Source organism: Pseudomonas sp., from assembly GCF_017744435.1.
Classification (GTDB): domain Bacteria; phylum Pseudomonadota; class Gammaproteobacteria; order Pseudomonadales; family Pseudomonadaceae; genus Aquipseudomonas.
Genome location: NZ_JAGIBG010000002.1, coordinates 149,365 through 165,786, shown reverse-complemented (window position 1 = coordinate 165,786; position 16,422 = coordinate 149,365). Strand labels below are relative to the sequence as shown.

Annotated in this window: 17 protein-coding genes; 7 read left to right on the top strand and 10 right to left on the bottom strand. The window is 64.5% G+C overall.

What is annotated here, in order from left to right; all coding sequences use genetic code 11:
* Nucleotides 1–2 precede the first annotated feature (2 nt).
* Together J7573_RS02660 and J7573_RS02655 are read left to right on the top strand one after the other, a co-directional pair.
* Nucleotides 3–203, top strand: a complete 201-nt coding sequence (locus tag J7573_RS02660) for a DUF1656 domain-containing protein (protein WP_008097766.1) — start codon at nt 3–5, stop codon at nt 201–203.
* A 10-nt stretch (nt 204–213) separates the two neighbouring features.
* Nucleotides 214–1,074: an HlyD family secretion protein gene (locus tag J7573_RS02655; protein WP_294325269.1), complete on the top strand. Its 861-nt coding sequence runs from the start codon at nt 214–216 to the stop codon at nt 1,072–1,074.
* A gap of 6 nt (nt 1,075–1,080) precedes the next feature.
* Here J7573_RS02655 and J7573_RS02650 read toward each other — a convergent pair whose 3' ends face one another.
* The 3 genes from J7573_RS02650 to J7573_RS02640 form a co-directional block, all read right to left on the bottom strand.
* On the bottom strand, nt 1,081–1,563 hold the full coding sequence (locus J7573_RS02650) for a type II toxin-antitoxin system YhaV family toxin (protein ID WP_294325267.1): 483 nt from the start codon (nt 1,561–1,563) through the stop codon (nt 1,081–1,083).
* Nucleotides 1,560–1,886 (bottom strand): type II toxin-antitoxin system PrlF family antitoxin, encoded by a 327-nt coding sequence (locus J7573_RS02645; protein ID WP_110635635.1) that lies wholly within the window; start codon nt 1,884–1,886, stop codon nt 1,560–1,562. Before J7573_RS02645 ends, J7573_RS02650 begins: the two co-directional genes overlap by 4 nt.
* Nucleotides 1,887–1,980: 94 nt before the next feature.
* Nucleotides 1,981–2,427 carry a universal stress protein gene (locus J7573_RS02640; protein ID WP_294325263.1) on the bottom strand — a complete coding sequence of 149 codons (447 nt, stop codon included), beginning with the start codon at nt 2,425–2,427 and terminating at the stop codon, nt 1,981–1,983.
* A gap of 271 nt (nt 2,428–2,698) precedes the next feature.
* Here J7573_RS02640 and J7573_RS02635 point away from each other — a divergent pair, with 271 nt between their 5' ends.
* From J7573_RS02635 to J7573_RS02615, 5 genes are all read left to right on the top strand, one after another.
* Complete coding sequence (locus J7573_RS02635) at nt 2,699–3,607, top strand: LysR family transcriptional regulator (RefSeq protein WP_110635641.1); 909 nt, start codon at nt 2,699–2,701, stop codon at nt 3,605–3,607.
* A gap of 227 nt (nt 3,608–3,834) precedes the next feature.
* Complete coding sequence (locus J7573_RS02630; RefSeq protein WP_294325261.1) at nt 3,835–5,376, top strand: MFS transporter; 1,542 nt, start codon at nt 3,835–3,837, stop codon at nt 5,374–5,376.
* Between the two features lie 27 nt (nt 5,377–5,403).
* Nucleotides 5,404–6,465, top strand: coding sequence for an HlyD family secretion protein (locus J7573_RS02625; RefSeq protein WP_294325259.1), 1,062 nt, complete (start codon nt 5,404–5,406; stop codon nt 6,463–6,465).
* Complete coding sequence (locus J7573_RS02620) at nt 6,462–7,916, top strand: efflux transporter outer membrane subunit (RefSeq protein WP_294325257.1); 1,455 nt, start codon at nt 6,462–6,464, stop codon at nt 7,914–7,916. Before J7573_RS02625 ends, J7573_RS02620 begins: the two co-directional genes overlap by 4 nt.
* 13 nt (nt 7,917–7,929) lie before the next feature.
* The gene (locus J7573_RS02615) at nt 7,930–8,724 is read left to right on the top strand and encodes an SDR family oxidoreductase (protein ID WP_294325255.1); all 795 of its coding nucleotides are present in this window, start codon (nt 7,930–7,932) and stop codon (nt 8,722–8,724) included.
* 130 nt (nt 8,725–8,854) lie between these two features.
* On the opposite strand, the gene J7573_RS02610 is transcribed toward J7573_RS02615, so the two are convergent.
* The 7 genes from J7573_RS02610 to J7573_RS02580 all read right to left on the bottom strand — a co-directional run bounded on the left by J7573_RS02610 (nt 8,855) and on the right by J7573_RS02580 (nt 16,421).
* Nucleotides 8,855–9,679 carry an SDR family oxidoreductase gene (locus tag J7573_RS02610; protein ID WP_294325253.1) on the bottom strand — a complete coding sequence of 275 codons (825 nt, stop codon included), beginning with the start codon at nt 9,677–9,679 and terminating at the stop codon, nt 8,855–8,857.
* 150 nt (nt 9,680–9,829) lie between these two features.
* On the bottom strand, nt 9,830–10,294 hold the full coding sequence (locus J7573_RS02605) for a multidrug transporter (protein WP_294325252.1): 465 nt from the start codon (nt 10,292–10,294) through the stop codon (nt 9,830–9,832).
* A 100-nt stretch (nt 10,295–10,394) separates the two neighbouring features.
* Nucleotides 10,395–11,849, bottom strand: coding sequence for a mannose-1-phosphate guanylyltransferase/mannose-6-phosphate isomerase (locus tag J7573_RS02600; protein ID WP_294325542.1), 1,455 nt, complete (start codon nt 11,847–11,849; stop codon nt 10,395–10,397).
* A gap of 35 nt (nt 11,850–11,884) precedes the next feature.
* Nucleotides 11,885–12,532, bottom strand: coding sequence for an alginate O-acetyltransferase AlgF (locus J7573_RS02595; RefSeq protein ID WP_103449137.1), 648 nt, complete (start codon nt 12,530–12,532; stop codon nt 11,885–11,887).
* Nucleotides 12,533–12,552: 20 nt separating this feature from the next.
* On the bottom strand, nt 12,553–13,710 hold the full coding sequence (locus J7573_RS02590; protein ID WP_294325248.1) for an alginate O-acetyltransferase: 1,158 nt from the start codon (nt 13,708–13,710) through the stop codon (nt 12,553–12,555).
* Between the two features lie 10 nt (nt 13,711–13,720).
* A complete protein-coding gene (locus J7573_RS02585) occupies nt 13,721–15,178 on the bottom strand; it encodes an MBOAT family protein (protein ID WP_294325247.1) in 1,458 nt (485 codons plus the stop codon).
* A 139-nt stretch (nt 15,179–15,317) separates the two neighbouring features.
* The gene (locus J7573_RS02580) at nt 15,318–16,421 is read right to left on the bottom strand and encodes a mannuronate-specific alginate lyase (protein ID WP_294325245.1); all 1,104 of its coding nucleotides are present in this window, start codon (nt 16,419–16,421) and stop codon (nt 15,318–15,320) included.
* Nucleotide 16,422 lies beyond the last annotated feature (1 nt).

Here is a 16,422-nt window from a genome sequence, read left to right as displayed (position 1 = left end):
TCATGCCCCGCGAGATCGCCTTCCATGGCGTGTACATGCCCACCATGACCTTGATGTTCCTGTTCGCCCTGGGCCTGGCCTGGGGCCTGGACCGGTTCATCGCCAGCCATGATGGCTACCGCTTCTTCTGGCACCCGGCGCTGCTGCGCCTGAGCCTGTTCGTCTGCCTGTTCGGCGCCCTGGCGCTGTCGCTCTACTGGTGAGAATCCTTCGATGAAAAAGTTCTTCAGCCTGATCGCCACCCTGCTGGTGCTGACCGCTGCCGTGGTGATCGGTCGCCAGTTGTGGTTGCACTACATGACCACGCCGTGGACCCGCGACGGCCGCGTGCGTGCCGACATCATCAACGTCGCCGCCGATGTGCCGGGCTATGTGGTGGATGTGCCGGTCAAGGACAACCAGCGGGTGAAGAAGGGCGACCTGCTGATCCAGATCGACCCCGAGCACTACCAGCTGGCGGTCGACCAGGCCAAGGCCCTGGTCGCCTCGCGCAAGGCCACCTGGGAAATGCGCAAGGTCAACGCCAAGCGCCGCGCCGACATGGACAACCTGGTGATTTCCAAGGAAAACCGCGACGACGCCAGCAACATCGCCAACTCCGCCCTGGCTGACTACCAGCAGGCCCAGGCTGAACTGGCGGCGGCCGAGCTGAACCTCAAGCGCACCCATATCGTCGCCACGGTGGACGGTTACGTGACCAACCTGAACATCCACAAGGGTGACTATGCGCGTACCGGCGAAGCGGTGATGGCGGTGGTCGACGAGAACTCGTTCTGGGTCTACGGCTTCTTCGAGGAGACCAAGTTGCCGCATGTGAAGGTCGGCGACCAGGCCGAGCTGCAAATGATGAGCGGTGAGCGTATCAAGGGGCATGTGGAGAGCATCGCCCGCGGCATCTACGACCGTGACAACCCACAGAGCCGCGAGCTGATCGCCGATGTGAACCCGACTTTCAACTGGGTGCGCCTGGCACAGCGGGTGCCGGTGCGCATTCACATCGATGAAGTGCCGGACGGGTTCCTGCTGGCGGCGGGGACGACCTGTACGGTGGTAGTGAAGCCGAGCGAGGAGTGAATGTTGCTATTCGGGCCTGACATCTGCAGGCCCGGATTCCCGCAGCAATTGATCCCAATCGTCCGGAGGGTGGCCGGTTAGCAGCATCTTTTGAAAGACCCTGTAAGCGTCGTCGCTGCTGTCGTAGGCCCGCTTACAAGATTCGTCATTGACCCATGCCAGCACGATGATCCGGCTGGCAGCGTGGTAGCGAAAGAACAATCGGTATTGCTGGAAGAACTTCGCTCTGAACCAGTGCTTGTGGTCACTACCCAGCGTTGCGCCCTGCCGGTACTCCGCCTTGGTTGGGTCCTGGGGGATCACATCAAATGCCAAGCGTCTGATGGCCGCCAGCCGTTTGAAAGCATTCTTCTTCGTGTAACCCGCCGGGTCTTTCTGCATCTGAGCCTGAACTTGTGTGCTCAGCGCTTCCAGCTTGGCCAGGAACAGCGGGTGGGCAAAGACAGTCCATCCATGAATTACAAGCGGCTTCCTGTTCGCATCATTCATTCATCTTCCGCCGACAGAGGTTGATCCAGGTCGACCTCTGCATCACCCACGAGCTTGTCGAGGCGAGCGATGAGGTCAGCATCGACAACCTGCAGCCGTTGAGGATTGGTGGCGATGTCGTGAGCCAGAAATTTCAGGAACTGGCCTAGCACGGGATCGTCCTCGGTTGCCTCTGCGCGGGTGAGTATCACATCACCGTCAGGGCGAATCGAGTAATGGATCTTGTCGCGCTTTTTCAAGCCCAAAGCACGGCGCACTGTTTCAGGAACGGTGGTCTGGTAACGTTCGGTCAGCGTGGACTCGACTTCAAAGGTGGTAGCCATGGGCGGTTGTCCATAGAGTTACAACGATGTCCATCAAGGTAATGCGATTGCATTGCCTGGTCAATGCAATCGCATTACCTGACTGATCAGCGGTTCAAGCGGCCCCCACCAATACCGGCACCTCAACCCGGTCAATCACCTTCGTGCTGATCGACGGGTCTAGCAATCGCCCCAGCCGAGACAGGTGGCGGTGGCCCATGATGATCAGCTCGCAATTCAGTTCCTTTGCCTTGGTGACAATCGCCTCGACCGGCTGCCCGGCAACCATGCAGCCCTGGCTGCTGAAGCCGGCTTGTTGCAGCAGCTCCACGGCCTCGGCCATGGCGCGGTCGCCCAGGCGTTGCTCCTCGCAGGCGGCGGGGTATTCCTCCAGTTCCTCGGCGGTATAGGGTGCGGGTTTGTCGTGCACGGCGAAGGTGGAGTCGATGGCCAGCAGCACATGCAGTTCGTGCTCGCCGGGGCGGCAGTAGCGGCGGGCGAGGGTGAGCAGGGCAGTGGAGGCGGGTGAGGCATCGATGGCGATCAGGACGGGGCTGGGCATGCGGGATCCTTCTTGGAGCTGGCAAGATGTTCAGCAGGTCCGGCCTCTTCGCGGGTAAACCCGCTCCCACAGGGACTGCACAGGATTTGAATCCAGTGGTGAACCTGTGGGAGCGGGTTTCCCCGCGAAAGGGCCGGGCCTGCCAATACCTCATTTATGGCCGAACACGGCCAGTGAATAAATGCCCCACCACGCACGAGCGCATTGCGTCTGGTGCAATCCAGCAACCTGCTACCATCGCCTTTCCCCACAGCTGTAACGGAAAACGGCCATGCAACTCCCGGACATGAACCTGCTCGTCGCCCTCGATGCCCTGCTCGATGAAGGCAGCGTGGTCGGCGCCGCGCAGCGCATGAACCTGAGCCCGGCGGCGATGAGCCGCACGTTGGGGCGTATCCGCGATGCCCTGGGCGACCCGATCCTGGTGCGTGCCGGCCGTGGCCTGGTGCCGACCCCGCGGGCACTGGCCCTGCGCGAGCAGGTGGCGGCGCTGGTGGAGCAGGCCGGCGAGGTGTTTCGCAGTGCCGATGAAGTCGACCTGCCGAGGCTCGATCGCGCTTTCAACATTCGCACCAATGACCTGTTCATCGCCTTGTATGGCGCCCAGCTGTTGCGGCGCATGCATGAGCAGGCGCCACGCACGGTGCTGCGTTTCGTGCCGGAAAGCCCCGGTGGCGATGACGACAGTGTGCTGCGCGATGGGCGCACCGACCTGATCATCAGCTCGACCGTGGACCTGGGCCCGGAGATCAAGGTGCAGAGCCTGTTCCAGACTTACTATGTAGGCCTGGCCCGACGCGACCATCCGATCTTCGACCAACCGATCACGCCTACCAGCTTCGCCAGTTATCCACAGATCAGCGTGTCCCGCCGTGGCCGGGCCAACGGGCCAATCGATGTCGAACTGGCCAACTTCAAGGTCCAGCGGCGGGTGGCGCTGATTACCCCGAGTTTCCATTCGGCACTGTTCTCGCTACCGGATTCGGACCTGATCCTGCCCATGCCGGCCAATATCCTCAACAGCGTGCACAAGCTCGGGCTGCCGTTGCGTTCGTTCGAGATCCCGGTGCCGCTGGAGCGGGTGACCGTGCTGCAGGCGTGGCACCCGCGCTTTCACAACGACCCGGCGCATCGCTGGCTGCGGCAGACCTTGAAGGCCTGCTGCAGCGTCGACCCGTGAGACCAGGTTGGATTCTTCGCGGGCATGCCCGCTCCCACAGGTACACCGCAACCCTCAAGGACTGTGAATATCGCTGTGGGAGCGGGCGCGCCCGCGAAGCAGGCGACTCGGTTCAGGAGCGGATTGCGCCTGGCGCAACATAAACCTGCCGAGAAGTCAGTTTTCGTCAGCATTCGACCTTCTTAGACTGGCTCCAGTCGCAAATTTGTTGCTGGAGATGTCTGCCCATGAGTTCCCTGTCCGCCCCTTCTGCCGCGATAGCCGCCGCCCCCGCGCCGGCCGCGCCTGCGCAGACGGCGTTCGGCCTGCGGGTGGTGGTCGGGCTGTTCGGCGTATTGCTGGCCGTGCTGTGTGCCGGCCTCAACGAGTCGGTCACCAAGATTTCCCTCGCCGACATCCGCGGCGCCATGGGCATCGGTGCCGACGAGGGCGCCTGGCTGCTGGCCGTTTACAGCGCCGCGTCGGTGTCGGCCATGGCCTTTGCCCCATGGCTGGCCACCACCTTTTCCCTGCGCCGCTTCACCATGAGCGCGGTCGGCCTGTTTGCCGTGCTCGGGCTGCTGCAACCGTTCGCTCCCAACCTGCACAGCCTGATGCTGCTGCGCGTGCTCCAGGGCTTCGCCTCGGGCGCCTTGCCGCCGATGCTGATGAGCGTGGCGCTGCGCTTCCTGCCCCCTGGCATCAAGGTCTATGGCCTGGCCTGCTACGCCCTGACCGCCACCTTCGGGCCCAACCTCGGCACGCCGCTGGCTGGCCTGTGGACTGAATACGTCGGCTGGCAGTGGGCGTTCTGGCAGATCATCCTGCCCTCGGCACTGGCCATGTTCTGCGTCGGCTGGGGCCTGCCGCAGGACCCGCTGCGCCTGGAGCGCTTCAAGCAGTTCGACTGGCGCGGCGTGTTGCTTGGCCTGCCGGCCATCAGTGGCATCGTCCTCGGCCTGTCACTGGGGGACCGTTGGGGCTGGTTCGATTCGCCGCTGATCTGCTGGTTGCTGGGCGGTGGCGTGCTGCTGCTGGTGCTGTTCATGTACAACGAATGGTCCGAGCCGCTGCCATTCTTCCAGCTGCGCATGCTGCAGCGGCGCAACCTCAGCTTCGCCCTGGTGACCCTGGCTGGCGTGCTGATCGTGTTGTCCGGCGTGGGCAGCATTCCATCGGCGTACCTGGCGCAGATCCAGGGTTACCGCCCGGCGCAGACCAGCCCGCTGATGATGCTGGTGGCCATGCCGCAGCTGATCGCCCTGCCACTGACCGCAGCGCTGTGCAACATCCGTGCGGTGGACTGCCGCTGGGTGCTGGCCATCGGCTTGGCCATGCTGGCGGTGTCGTGCGTGGGGAGCAGCTTGCTGACCAGCGAGTGGATCCGTGGCGATTTCTACCCGTTCTACCTGCTGCAGGTCTTCGGCCAGCCAATGGCCGTGCTGCCGCTGCTGATGCTCTCCACCAATGGCATGAGCCCGCAGGAAGGCCCGTTCGCCTCCAGCTGGTTCAACACCGTCAAAGGCCTGGCCGCTGTGATTGCCGGTGGCCTGCTGGATGCCTTGGGCACCCTGCGCCGGCACTTTCATTCCAACCACCTGGTGGACAGCCTGGGCAATGCCCCGCTGATCGACGACAACGCCGCGGGCCTTGCCAAGCGTCTCCATGACCAGGCGCTGGTGCTGACTTCGGCCGACCTGTACCTGGTCATGGCCTGTATCGCCGTGGCGTTGATCTGCCTGATTCCTTTCGTGCCTACCCGGGTCTATCCGCCGCGCGCGGTGGCCTGAACCCTGGATGAACTCGAGACACTGAACATGACCAACCACCGCAAGACCCTTCTCATCGGCTCGGTGCTCGCCGTGGCCGTGCTGGCCGGTATCGTCGGCCCCTGGCTGTTCGGCAGCGACCACCGGCAGCGTACCAACGATGCCTACGTGATCGCCGACTACACCGTGGTCGCACCCAAGGTCGCCGGCTTCATCAAGGAAGTGCTGGTCGAAGACAACCAGCAGGTGCAGGCCGGCCAGTTGCTGGCAACCATCGATGCCCGCGATTACCAGGCGGCGCTGGATGCCGCCCAGGCACAACTGCTGGTGGCCAAGGCGCAGAGCGCCGATGCCCGCGCCACGCTGGAGCGCCAGGCCGCACTGATTGCCCAGGCCCAGGCGGCGGTGACGGCGGCCCAGGCGGAGGCGGCGTTTGCCGACCATGAGGTCAACCGCTACAGCCGCCTGGCCGAGCAGGGCGCCGGTACCGTGCAGAACGCCCAGCAGGCGCGCAGCCGGGTCGACCAGGCCCGCGCACGGCTGGCCAATGCCCAGGCGGCGCTGGTGGCGACACGCAAGCAGGTGGACATCCTGACGGCCCAGGTGGCCAGTGCCGATGGCCAGTTGAAGCGTGCCGAAGCCGGCCTGGAAAAGGCCCAGCTGGACCTGTCCTACACCCGCATCACCGCGCCGGTCGACGGTATGGTCGGCGAGCGGGCGCTGCGCGTCGGCGCCTTCGTCAACCCGGGCGCGCGCCTGCTGTCGGTGGTGCCGCTGCAGCATGCCTACGTGGTCGGCAACTTCCAGGAAACCCAGCTGACCCATGTGCAGCCCGGCCAACCGGTCAGCATCAGCGTCGACACCTTCTCCGGTGAAACCCTCAAGGGCCATGTCGAGAGCATCGCCCCGGCCACCGGCGTGACCTTCGCTGCGGTGAAGCCGGACAACGCCACCGGCAACTTCACCAAGGTGGTGCAACGAATTCCGGTGAAGATCGTCTTCGATGACGGCCAGCCGCTGCTCGAGCGCCTGCGTGTGGGCATGTCGGTGGAAGCAACCATCGACACCCACGGCGACCAGCTGGCCGGCAAAGAGGTGAGCGCCCGATGAAACCTGCCGTACGCTTGAGCCCGCTGTTGCTGGCCGTGCTGATGGCCGGCTGCACGCTCGGGCCGGATTTCCAGCGCCCGGACAGCCAGGCGCCACAGCAATGGGCGGCACTGCAAGGCGAGGCCGCTGCCAGCCAGCCACAAGCCGAACCGCTGGAACTGCGCTGGTGGGAAACTTTCCATGATGCCCGCCTGAGCGCGCTGATCCAGCGAGTTGCCGACAACAACCTCGACCTGCAGATGGCCAGCGCCCGACTGCTGCAAAGCCGCGCACTGCGTAGCACGGTGGCGGCCGATGAAACGCCATCGGTGGATGCCAATATCGGTTACAGCCGTGCCCGCAACAGCGCCGAAGGACTGAGCGACCCATCCGGCAATGCCGGCAAATCAGCCTTCAACCTCTGGCAGGGCGACCTGGTCGCCGGTTGGGAGCTGGACCTCTGGGGCCGCGTGCGGCGCCAGGTGGAAGCGGCCGATGCCACCGTGGAAGTGGCCGAGAACGACCGCCGTGGCGTGCTGCTGGCGCTGCTCTCGGAAACGGCCGGCAACTACATCCAGCTGCGTGCCGTGCAGCACACCCTGGACGTGACCCGCGACAACCTCAAGGTCGCCGAACATAGCCTGAAGCTTTCCCAGGATCGTCAGGCCGAAGGTGTCGCCACCCGTCTCGACGTGGCCCAGGCCAGCGCTCAGGTGGCATCCATCGAGGCGCGCTTGCCAAGTCTCGAAGCCCGGCGCGACGACCTGATCAATGCCCTCAGCCTGCTTGCCGCCGAACCGCCACGCAGCCTGCAGGCCGAGTTGCTTCAGGGCGGTGAGCTGCCGGCACCGCAGCAGACGTTCGCCATCGGCTTGCCGTCCGAGCTGGCCGAGCGGCGCCCGGACATTCGCCAGGCCGAGGCGCGCTTGCATGCCGCCACTGCGAGCATTGGTGTGGCCAAGGCCGACTTCTATCCAAGTATCCGTCTGTCCGGCAACGTCGGCTTCCAAGCCATGCAACTGGCCGATTTCGGCGGTTGGGATTCGCGCCGATTCGCCTTCGGCCCGCAGCTGTCGCTGCCGATCTTCGAGGGGGGCCGGCTCAAGGGCACCCTGGAACTGCGCGAGGCGCAGCAGCAGGAGGCCGCGTTGAACTACCGCAAGGTAGTGCTCGGCGCCTGGCACGAAATCGACGATGTGCTACGCCTTTACAACGCCAGCCAGTTGCGTCGCGACCACCTGGCCGAAGCGGTGCGACAGAACCGCATCGCCCTGGAAACCGCCCAGCGCCAGTATGTGGAAGGGGCGGTGGACTTTCTCAACGTGCTGACCGTGCAGGGTGCCTTGCTGGCCAGCGAAGAGCAGTGGATCGACAGTTCTGCCGCGGTGTCGCAGGCGCTGGTGGGGCTGTACAAGGCCCTGGGCGGTGGCTGGCAGGCATTCGATGAGCAGCCGCAGCATTCTCACAGCTAGAGAGGGAGCACAGATGCAAATTTCCTTGAACGGCAAGCGTGCCATCGTCAGCGGTTCCACCGCCGGCATTGGCCTGGCCATCGCCATCGGCCTGGCCGAGGCGGGCGCCGAAGTGGTACTCAACGGCCGCACCCAGGCCCGTGTCGACGAAGCGCTCAAGGCCGTGCGTGAGCGTCTGCCGCAAGCGCGCATCATCGGTATCGCTGCTGACCTGAGCACGACAGAGGGCGCGCAGCAGCTGTTCGACCAGGTGCCGCACACCGATATCCTGGTCAACAACCTCGGCATCTTCGAGCCCAAGCCGTTCTTCGAGATCGACGATGCCGACTGGCAGCGCTTCTTCGACGTCAATGTGCTCAGCGCCGTGCGCCTGTCGCGCCATTACGCCCAGGGCATGGCCGAGCGCAAGTGGGGGCGGGTGATCTTCCTGTCCAGCGAGTCGGCGTTGCAGATCCCGACCGAGATGATTCATTACGGCATGACCAAGACGGCGCTGCTGGCGGTTTCCCGTGGCTTGGCCGAGACCTTGGCCGGTACCGGGGTGACCGTGAACGCGGTGCTGCCGGGGCCGACCCGCTCGGAAGGGGTGGGCGACTTCTTTGCCAAGCTGGCGCAGGAGCAGGGGGTTTCCAGCGATGAGCTGGAGGCCAACTTCCTCGCCGAGCACCGGCCGACTTCCCTGATCAAGCGGCTGGCGACGGTCGAGGAAGTGGCCAACATGGTGGTTTATCTGGCCTCCATGCAGGCCAGTGCAACTACCGGGGCTGCCTTGCGGGTGGATGGCGGGGTGCTGCGGTCCATCGCCTGATTTGTCGTTGCCTGGGCTGGCCTCTTCGCGGGTAAACCCGCTCCCACAAGAACAGAGCTAACTTCGGAGTAATGCTATCCCTGTGGGAGCGGGTTTACCCGCGAAGAGGCCGGCGTTGGCAACCCATCAATCAGAGTGGGCGCAGGAGCCCGAAGCGCTTGCGCAGCGCCCAATCCAGCAACCGCGTAGGCAGCAACCGGGCCATCAATGGCAACGCCGTGCTGCCATTGCCCAACCGCACCACCGCCGGCACCGGCGACTTGCCCACTGCCGCCAACACCCCTTGGGCAAACACCGCTGCCGACGTCGGCTTGTCCTGTGACGCCCGTGCCCGCGCCTGTACATGCTCGCGCAGCGGCCACCACGCCGAGTCCGCCGCCAACACCTGATCGGCCTGGCGCTGGGCATTGCTGGCGAACTGCGAGGCAATTGCCCCGGGCTGCACTTCCATCACCTGGATACCGAACGGCGCCAGCTCCAGGCGCAGGGCATCGCTCAAGGCATGCACGGCGGCCTTGGACGCGCAGTAGGCCCCGGCGAACGGCGTGACCAGTACGCCCGAGACACTGCCGATGTTCACCACCAACCCGCGCGCACGGCGCAGCAGAGGGAACAATGCGCGGGTAACCCCGACCACGGCGAAGACGTTGGTCTCGAACTGCTGGCGCAGCGCCTCGACGCCGCCATCGAGCAACGGGCCCATGGCGCCGTAACCGGCGTTGTTGATCAGGATGTCGAGGCGGCCGCATTGTGCTTCCAGCTCATCGGCCAGGCGCTTCAGCGCTTCGCCGTCGTTGACGTCCAGTTGCCGCGCGGTGAAGCCGGCGGCGGACAGTTGCTCGACATCTTCGGGCTTGCGGGCCGTGGCCCAGACTTCATGGCCGGCATCGCGGAAGGCGTCGGCCAGGGCGCGGCCGATGCCGCTGGAGCAACCGGTGATCAGGACGGTGGGCATTGTGAGGCCTGTTAGCAGGTGGATTTGTATGAACCTGTGCCGGCCTCTTCGCGGGCTCGCCCGCTCCCACAGGGACCGCGCCGAGCCTGAGGGCAACGCTGTAACTGTGGGAGCGGGCGTGCCCGCGAAAGGGCCGGAACAGGCGCTGGATCAGTTGGCAAATGTACCTTGCAGATGCTCTGCACGGAATTCCAATGTCTGTGGGCGGTACCCCGAGCGTAGTGGTGGCAGAGGCAAACAATCTTTCCACTCGGCGCCCGGCTGCAATTCACCCGGCCCACGATAGCGAGGAGCGTTGTAGGTGTTTTCTGCCAGGTTCACGGTATCGCCCGGCGCATACGCCGCCACGCGCCAGCGCAGTTCGGTCAGTGGCGCCTGGTTGCCGTTCTTCATGCGCACTTGCAACGCACGGTCGGCAGGGCAGTGTTCGGGAGAATAGGTAAGGCGCAGTTCCAGGCGTGCCAGTTGCGAGGCTTCGCGGCTGTCCTGCCAGATCACGAACATTGCCACGAGGCCGAGGCCACAGACAGCGGCGAGGGTGATCGGCAAGGCCTTGGCCGGGTAGCGCAACAGTAGCACCAGCCAGGTGAGGATGAGAAAGGCACCGATGATCATGGGGCAGGCAGACCTTGGTTGCGCAGGTCTGACCATCGTAGCGCCAAATCGGGCTGGCCTCAAAAGGAAGGGGCCGCATTGGCGGCCCCTTGGGTGTTGCTTACTGCGCGATGGTCTTCACCGAAATCCCACGCTCGACCGGTGTGGACGTCCGCCCATACACATCCTCGAAGCGCTCGATGTCGTCCTCGCCCAGGTAGCTGCCGGACTGCACCTCGATGATCTCCAGCGGGATCTTGCCCGGGTTGCGCAGGCGGTGGATCGAGGCAATCGGGATGTAGGTCGACTGGTTCTCGGTGAGCAGGAACACGTTCTCGTCACAGGTCACCTCGGCGGTGCCGGACACCACGATCCAGTGCTCGGCGCGGTGGTGGTGCATCTGCAGCGACAGGCTGGCGCCCGGCTTGACGGTGATGTGCTTGACCTGGAAGCGGCCGCCCATGTCCACCGAGTCGTACGAGCCCCACGGGCGATACACTTCCAGGTGGTTCTGGGTTTCGCTGCGGCCCTGCTCGTCGAGGGTCTTGACCATCTGCTTGACGCCCTGGACCTTGTCCTTGTGGGCGATCATCATCGCGTCCTTGGTCTCGACCACGACGATGTTCTCCAGGCCGATCACCGACACCAGCTTGCCGTTGCCGTGGATCATGCAGTTGCGGCTGTCCTGCACCACCACGTCGCCCTTGGTGACGTTGCCGTCGGCGTCCTTGTCGTGCACTTCCCACAGCGACGACCAGCAGCCCACATCGCTCCAGCCGGCCGACATCGGCACCACACAGGCACGCTGGGTCTTTTCCATCACCGCGTAGTCGATGGAGTTGTCCGGGCAGCATTCGAAGGTGGCTTCGTCGATACTCAGCACATCGCCGTCCTCATCGCTGCGCTCCAGGGCCAGCACGCAGGTGTCGTAGATGTCCGCGTCGTGCTTCTTCAGTTCTTCGAGGAAGCGGCTGGCGCGGAACAGGAACATGCCGCTGTTCCAGAAGTAGCCACCGGCGGCGACGAACTCGGCGGCGCGCTTCTCGTCGGGCTTCTCGACGAACTGGGCGACCCGGGCCACGCCTTCGGGCAGCAGCGCGTCCTGGCTGGAACGGATATAGCCGTAGCCGGTTTCCGGCTTGGTGGCCGGCACACCGAACAGCACCATCTCGCCACGTTCGGCGGCCACGGTGGCCAAGGCCAGGGCGCGTTGCAGGGCCTTCTGGTCATCGATCACGTGGTCGGCAGGCAGCACCAGCATCAGCTCGTCGCGGCCTTCGTTGACCAGTTTCATGGCCGCCATGGCCACCGCCGGCGCGGTATTGCGGCCGAACGGCTCCATCAGGATGCCCTGGGTTTCCAGTTTCAGGGCCGCGAGCTGCTCCTGGACGATGAACTTGTGGTCTTTGTTGCAGACCACGATCGGGGTGTCCATGCCCTCGAAGCGCAAGCGCTCGATGGTCTGCTGGAACAGCGTGTGTTCACCGGTCAGCGCCAGGAACTGCTTGGGGAACTGCTTGCGCGACAGAGGCCACAGACGGGAACCGCTACCACCAGAAAGAATTACCGGGATCATCATGTTTCTCCAATAGTCGTTATGAGGCAGGGGGATCAGTTGCTAGCCACGGGGCGAGTTACCCACACCGGCGACAAGTTGCTGCCGGAACCCGTTACGTACAGCACGGCCGCTTCGCCACGCTCCAGGGCGACCGGTTTCAGGTCGCTGACTTTCTTGTTGCCTTCGAACAAGGCCAGGTTGACCTTGACCGGATTGATCTCACGCTCGCCACGGCCCTTGGTGGCCACCGACGGCACCACTTCGGTCTTGCCGTCGGCAGTCTTCAGAGTCACCGCCTGGTCGCTGAGGTTCTGCACGCGCACCAGGGCTTTCTGCTTGTTCTTGAACGGTGGTTCTTCGATCAGCTGCGGGCTGCCGCTGGTGCTGTTGACCAGGGTGTAGTACTTGTCCGCGGCCAGCTTCACCGGCACGCTCTTGCCGCCAACCTGGGCGGTGTAGTCACCGCCCGGCAGGAAGCTGAAGTCGCTGCTGGCCTGGGCGCCAACCTGCTTGATCTGGGTGTTGCCGACGCTGGCCGCAGCCGGGGCGCTGGCGGCGTTGTACAGGCGCACGAAGGTCGAGCCTTTCGGCGCGCTCGGGCCGTACAGTGCGGCGTCGGCACCGGCGAAGGCCTGCATGGAAGCAAGGGAAAGGCCGGCCGCGAGGGTGAGGGCTTTGGCAATGGAAGTCTTGGTAGTCATGTGCATTTCCTCTCTATCGATCAGTGATTCGTCCGGGTGGACGACAAGGCCAGGTTTTCTTCGGATTTACGGGCGTTCTTCAGCTGCGCGATCCACTGCGGGTCGAAGCTGCTGAGGTCGTTGCTCATGGGCAGGTAACGTTCGGGGAATTCCCACACCACCACTTGTGGCGCGGCGTTCTTGAAGGCATCGCTCTGCAGGTACTTGAGCATCGGCAGCAGCGGGCCGTGGCCGTCTTCGGCGTAGTTGGCGACGTCGCTGTGCAGTGCCTGCTGCAGCGCACCGAGGAAGTTCCAGTGCGGGTTGGCGCTGTAGCTGGTGCCCACCAGGGCGACCGGGATCTGGTTGTCGGCGAACAGGGCGTCGCCGCCGTCGCCTTCAGCCTCGGCTGGCCGAGTGGTGCGTTGCTGCAGGTTGTCCGGCGTCGGCAGCAGGTTGCTGAACAGCGGGTCCAGCGGCAGGAAGTTGGTCAGGTCGCCCTTGTACGGGGCGGTGCTGCCAGCTTCGGTGATGAAGGTCTGTGGGTCGCCGTTGAGCAGGCTCTGGCGGCTGACCGCTTCGGCCAGTGCCTGCGCCACCACTTCGGCGCCCATCGGCGTCCAGTGGGTGTCGGTGCGCAGGAATACCTGGCCGCGGGCCTTGGCCTGTTCCAGTGCTGCCATCAGGTCGGGGGCGAACACGTTGGCCTGGCGCGCCTGGGCATGGAACCGGTTGTACAGGTCGTCATGCAGGCTGGCCGGTTGCTCCTTGCCGATGTACTCGGAATACACCCGCGCCTTGGCCGGGATGATCGCCAGCACCAACTGGCTGCCGTGCTTCTGCAAGGTGTCGCGCACGCCACGGATCAGTGCCAGGTTGTCCTGCATCAGCTGCTCGGCGCCAGCGGTGGGCTTGAACTCTTCATCGCTGAACAGCCACTGGTCGCGGCCCAGCACCACGCCCGGGCGGCCTTCGTTGAACAGCTTGAAGTCCAGCGCGGCCCAGAGGTTGGTGCCCAGGCGCTTGATCGGGAACTGGTCGTCGTAGTGGGTTTCGGCGGCCTTGGCCAGCTTGCCGTTGAGCAGGGTCATCTGCTCGGTACGGTGGAAGCTGTCGAAGCCACTGGTGGACCAGGCACCCATGCCCACCAGCAGGCCGAGGAACGACAGGGAATAAGTGACGCGTAATGTCCGGGTCATGTCATCCACCTCAGAACTGGAAGTACAGGAACGGCGAGTAGCTCTGCGCCGAAAGCTTGAGGATCGAGGCCACGAACAGCAGCAGGATCAGGGCGCGGGTCATCACCCGGGTCCAGTCCAGGCCGATCGAGCCGTCGGCGTTGACCTGCACCGGGGTGGCGTTCGCCGTCGGTTTCGCGTTGCGGTAGAAGTCGCGCAGGCCGAAGAACGCCAGGGTGAGGTAGGCGATCACCAGGGTCGCCACCTGCAGGCCGGTGAGCTGGGCGCGGTTGAGTTCCGACAGCTGCCACTCGCCGAAGCTGAACATGGCCCCGTACATGCGGGCGGCGACGTGCAGGTTCTCGGCGCGGAAGATCACCCAGCCGACCACCACCAGCAGGAAGGTGAAGGCCCATTTGACCGGGTTGAAGCGCTGCGGGTTGGTGTCGATGCCCAGCGCTCGCTCGATCGCCAGCCACATGCCGTGCCAGGCGCCCCAGATGATGTAGGTGAAGTTGGCACCGTGCCACAGGCCGCCCAGCAGCATGGTCAGGAACAGGTTGCGGTAGGTGTTGAAGGTGCCTTTGCGGTTGCCGCCCAGGGTGATGTACAGGTAGTCGCGCAGCCAGGTCGACAGGCTGATGTGCCAGCGCCGCCAGAACTCGGTGATCGACTGGCTGATGTACGGCTGCTTGAAGTTCTCCATGAAGCGGAAGCCCATCATCAACCCCAGGCCGATGGCCATGTCGCTGTAGCCGCTGAAGTCGAAGTACAGCTGCGCGGTGTAGGCCAAGGCACCGAGCCAGGCGTCGCCGGTGGTCGGGTTCTGCAGGGCGAAGCAATGGTCGGCGACCACCGCCAGGGTGTCGGCGATGAACACTTTCTTGATGAAGCCCTGCATGAAGCGGGTGCAGCCTTCGGAGAACTTGTCCAGGGTGTGGGTGCGGTTGTTGAACTGGTCGACCAGGTCCTTGAAGCGCAGCACGGGGCCGGCGATCAGGTGCGGGAAGATCGCCACGAACGCCGCGAAGTCGATCAGGTTGCGGGTGGCCGGGGTGTCGCCGCGGTACACGTCGATGATGTAGCTGATCGACTCGAAGATGTAGAACGAGATACCGATCGGCAGCAGCACGTGGGTGAGGATGAACGGTTCGAGGCCGAACGAGGTGATGATCGCGTTGAGGCTGTCGACGCCGAAGTTGGCGTACTTGAAGTAGCCGAGGATCGCCAGGTCCACGCCGACGCCGAGCAGCAGCCAGCGCTGGGCCGGCTTGGTGCGCACGCCGGCGGCACCGACTTTCAGGCCGATCCAGTAGTTCCACAGGGTCACGCCGGCGAACAGGGCGAGGAAGTCGACCCGCCACCAGGCATAGAAGATGTAGCTGGCGACCAGCAGCAGCAGGTTGCGATAGCGTTGCCCGCTCAAGTAGTACAGGCCGAGGAAGACCGGCAAGAACAGGAACAGGAACACGTTGGACGAGAAGACCATCCCGGTTCTCCTTGTTGTTCACAGCATCCGGGGCACAGCGCCCCCCAAACCCCCCAGTGCAAAACCGGAAGGCAACCTAGGAACCTGTGGGAGCGGGCATGCCCGCTCCCACAGGTTCCGACCCCAGATGGGGTTCAATTCATTTCTTGATTTCTGCGCTCGGGTCGTAGACCCGTGTCATGTCACCACCCAGCCTGAAGCTGTTGAACGGCTGCATGTGCTGCTTGCGCTGCAGGGTGTCGCCGACGCAGTGATAGAGCGCGCACCAGGGCTCGAGCCAGGAGTACTTGCTGTTCTCTTTGAGGTCGGTCAGGTCCTGCTTTTCGCCAGCCCGTTCCTTGAAGTGGATGGGATCGCGGGCACCGGCCAGCACGCCTTCGCCCAGGCGTTGCAGGGCGAAGTTGTTCTCGGCGCGCAGGTCCACGCCGTTGACCTGGGCGAAGCTGGCGATCATCGCCAGCGGCGGCAAGGCGTAGTTGTGGTAGGCCAGGGCACGTTGCTTGCGCTTGACCTCGTTGGGCAGGAAGCCCTGGTCATCGACCTGGTTGGCGCCGATCTTGTATTCCTTCACGGCCCAGTCGAACAGGTCGCGGCGGTCGGTGGCCACGGCGGTGGCCATCACCGACCAGGCGGCCCAGTAGCTGTGGTTGTTGATCTTCTCCAGCGGCAGGTCGCTCCAGTCGCGCACGGTCTGTTCGGCGAGGCGGGCGAACCACTTTTCGATCAGCTCGGCCTCGGCCTGGTGCGCGGCCAGCGGCTGCGAGTTGGAGAACTTCAGGCGCAGCCACGAACCACTCATGCTGCCCAGCGCCCATTTGCGCATGGACTTGCCGGTGTGGTTGTAGTCGGTGGACAGCAGCGCACCCGCACGTGCCCAGCTACCGAGCCAGGCCAGGGTGCAGTCGAGTTGCGCCGGGCGGCCGTCACGCATGTACTGGCCGACCATCTTGCTCACGCCCTTCTCGAGCGTGGTGATGTCTTCGGTGGACTTGCGGAAGGCTTTTTCCGAGGCGACGTTGAGCGTCGCCCGGGCCTTGTCCGAGCCTTCGTACTTGCTGCGGAACTGCAGCGCGCCGGTGTATGGCTTGGGTGCCGGTTCGCAGCGGAAGTTGCCGTCCCCGGTCTTCAGCTTCTCGATGCCCTCGTAGTAACCCTGCGGGGGCACCAGCGCGGCATGGGCGGCACCGCCGAACATGGCGAGGGTGAGCAGGGTGGGGCTGAAGATTCGCTTGAATAGGGTCATG

Coding starts and splice junctions, on each gene's coding strand:
- J7573_RS02595 (WP_103449137.1), bottom strand. CDS start 12,532: ATGACTACCAAGACTTCCATTGCCAAAGCCCTCACCCTCGCGGCCGGC.
- J7573_RS02660 (WP_008097766.1), top strand. CDS start 3: ATGCCCCGCGAGATCGCCTTCCATGGCGTGTACATGCCCACCATGACC.
- J7573_RS02580 (WP_294325245.1), bottom strand. CDS start 16,421: ATGACCCTATTCAAGCGAATCTTCAGCCCCACCCTGCTCACCCTCGCC.
- J7573_RS02590 (WP_294325248.1), bottom strand. CDS start 13,710: ATGACCCGGACATTACGCGTCACTTATTCCCTGTCGTTCCTCGGCCTG.
- J7573_RS02615 (WP_294325255.1), top strand. CDS start 7,930: ATGCAAATTTCCTTGAACGGCAAGCGTGCCATCGTCAGCGGTTCCACC.
- J7573_RS02640 (WP_294325263.1), bottom strand. CDS start 2,427: ATGCCCAGCCCCGTCCTGATCGCCATCGATGCCTCACCCGCCTCCACT.
- J7573_RS02645 (WP_110635635.1), bottom strand. CDS start 1,886: ATGGCTACCACCTTTGAAGTCGAGTCCACGCTGACCGAACGTTACCAG.
- J7573_RS02655 (WP_294325269.1), top strand. CDS start 214: ATGAAAAAGTTCTTCAGCCTGATCGCCACCCTGCTGGTGCTGACCGCT.
- J7573_RS02650 (WP_294325267.1), bottom strand. CDS start 1,563: ATGAATGATGCGAACAGGAAGCCGCTTGTAATTCATGGATGGACTGTC.
- J7573_RS02605 (WP_294325252.1), bottom strand. CDS start 10,294: ATGATCATCGGTGCCTTTCTCATCCTCACCTGGCTGGTGCTACTGTTG.
- J7573_RS02625 (WP_294325259.1), top strand. CDS start 5,404: ATGACCAACCACCGCAAGACCCTTCTCATCGGCTCGGTGCTCGCCGTG.
- J7573_RS02600 (WP_294325542.1), bottom strand. CDS start 11,849: ATGATCCCGGTAATTCTTTCTGGTGGTAGCGGTTCCCGTCTGTGGCCT.
- J7573_RS02635 (WP_110635641.1), top strand. CDS start 2,699: ATGCAACTCCCGGACATGAACCTGCTCGTCGCCCTCGATGCCCTGCTC.
- J7573_RS02630 (WP_294325261.1), top strand. CDS start 3,835: ATGAGTTCCCTGTCCGCCCCTTCTGCCGCGATAGCCGCCGCCCCCGCG.
- J7573_RS02620 (WP_294325257.1), top strand. CDS start 6,462: ATGAAACCTGCCGTACGCTTGAGCCCGCTGTTGCTGGCCGTGCTGATG.
- J7573_RS02585 (WP_294325247.1), bottom strand. CDS start 15,178: ATGGTCTTCTCGTCCAACGTGTTCCTGTTCCTGTTCTTGCCGGTCTTC.
- J7573_RS02610 (WP_294325253.1), bottom strand. CDS start 9,679: ATGCCCACCGTCCTGATCACCGGTTGCTCCAGCGGCATCGGCCGCGCC.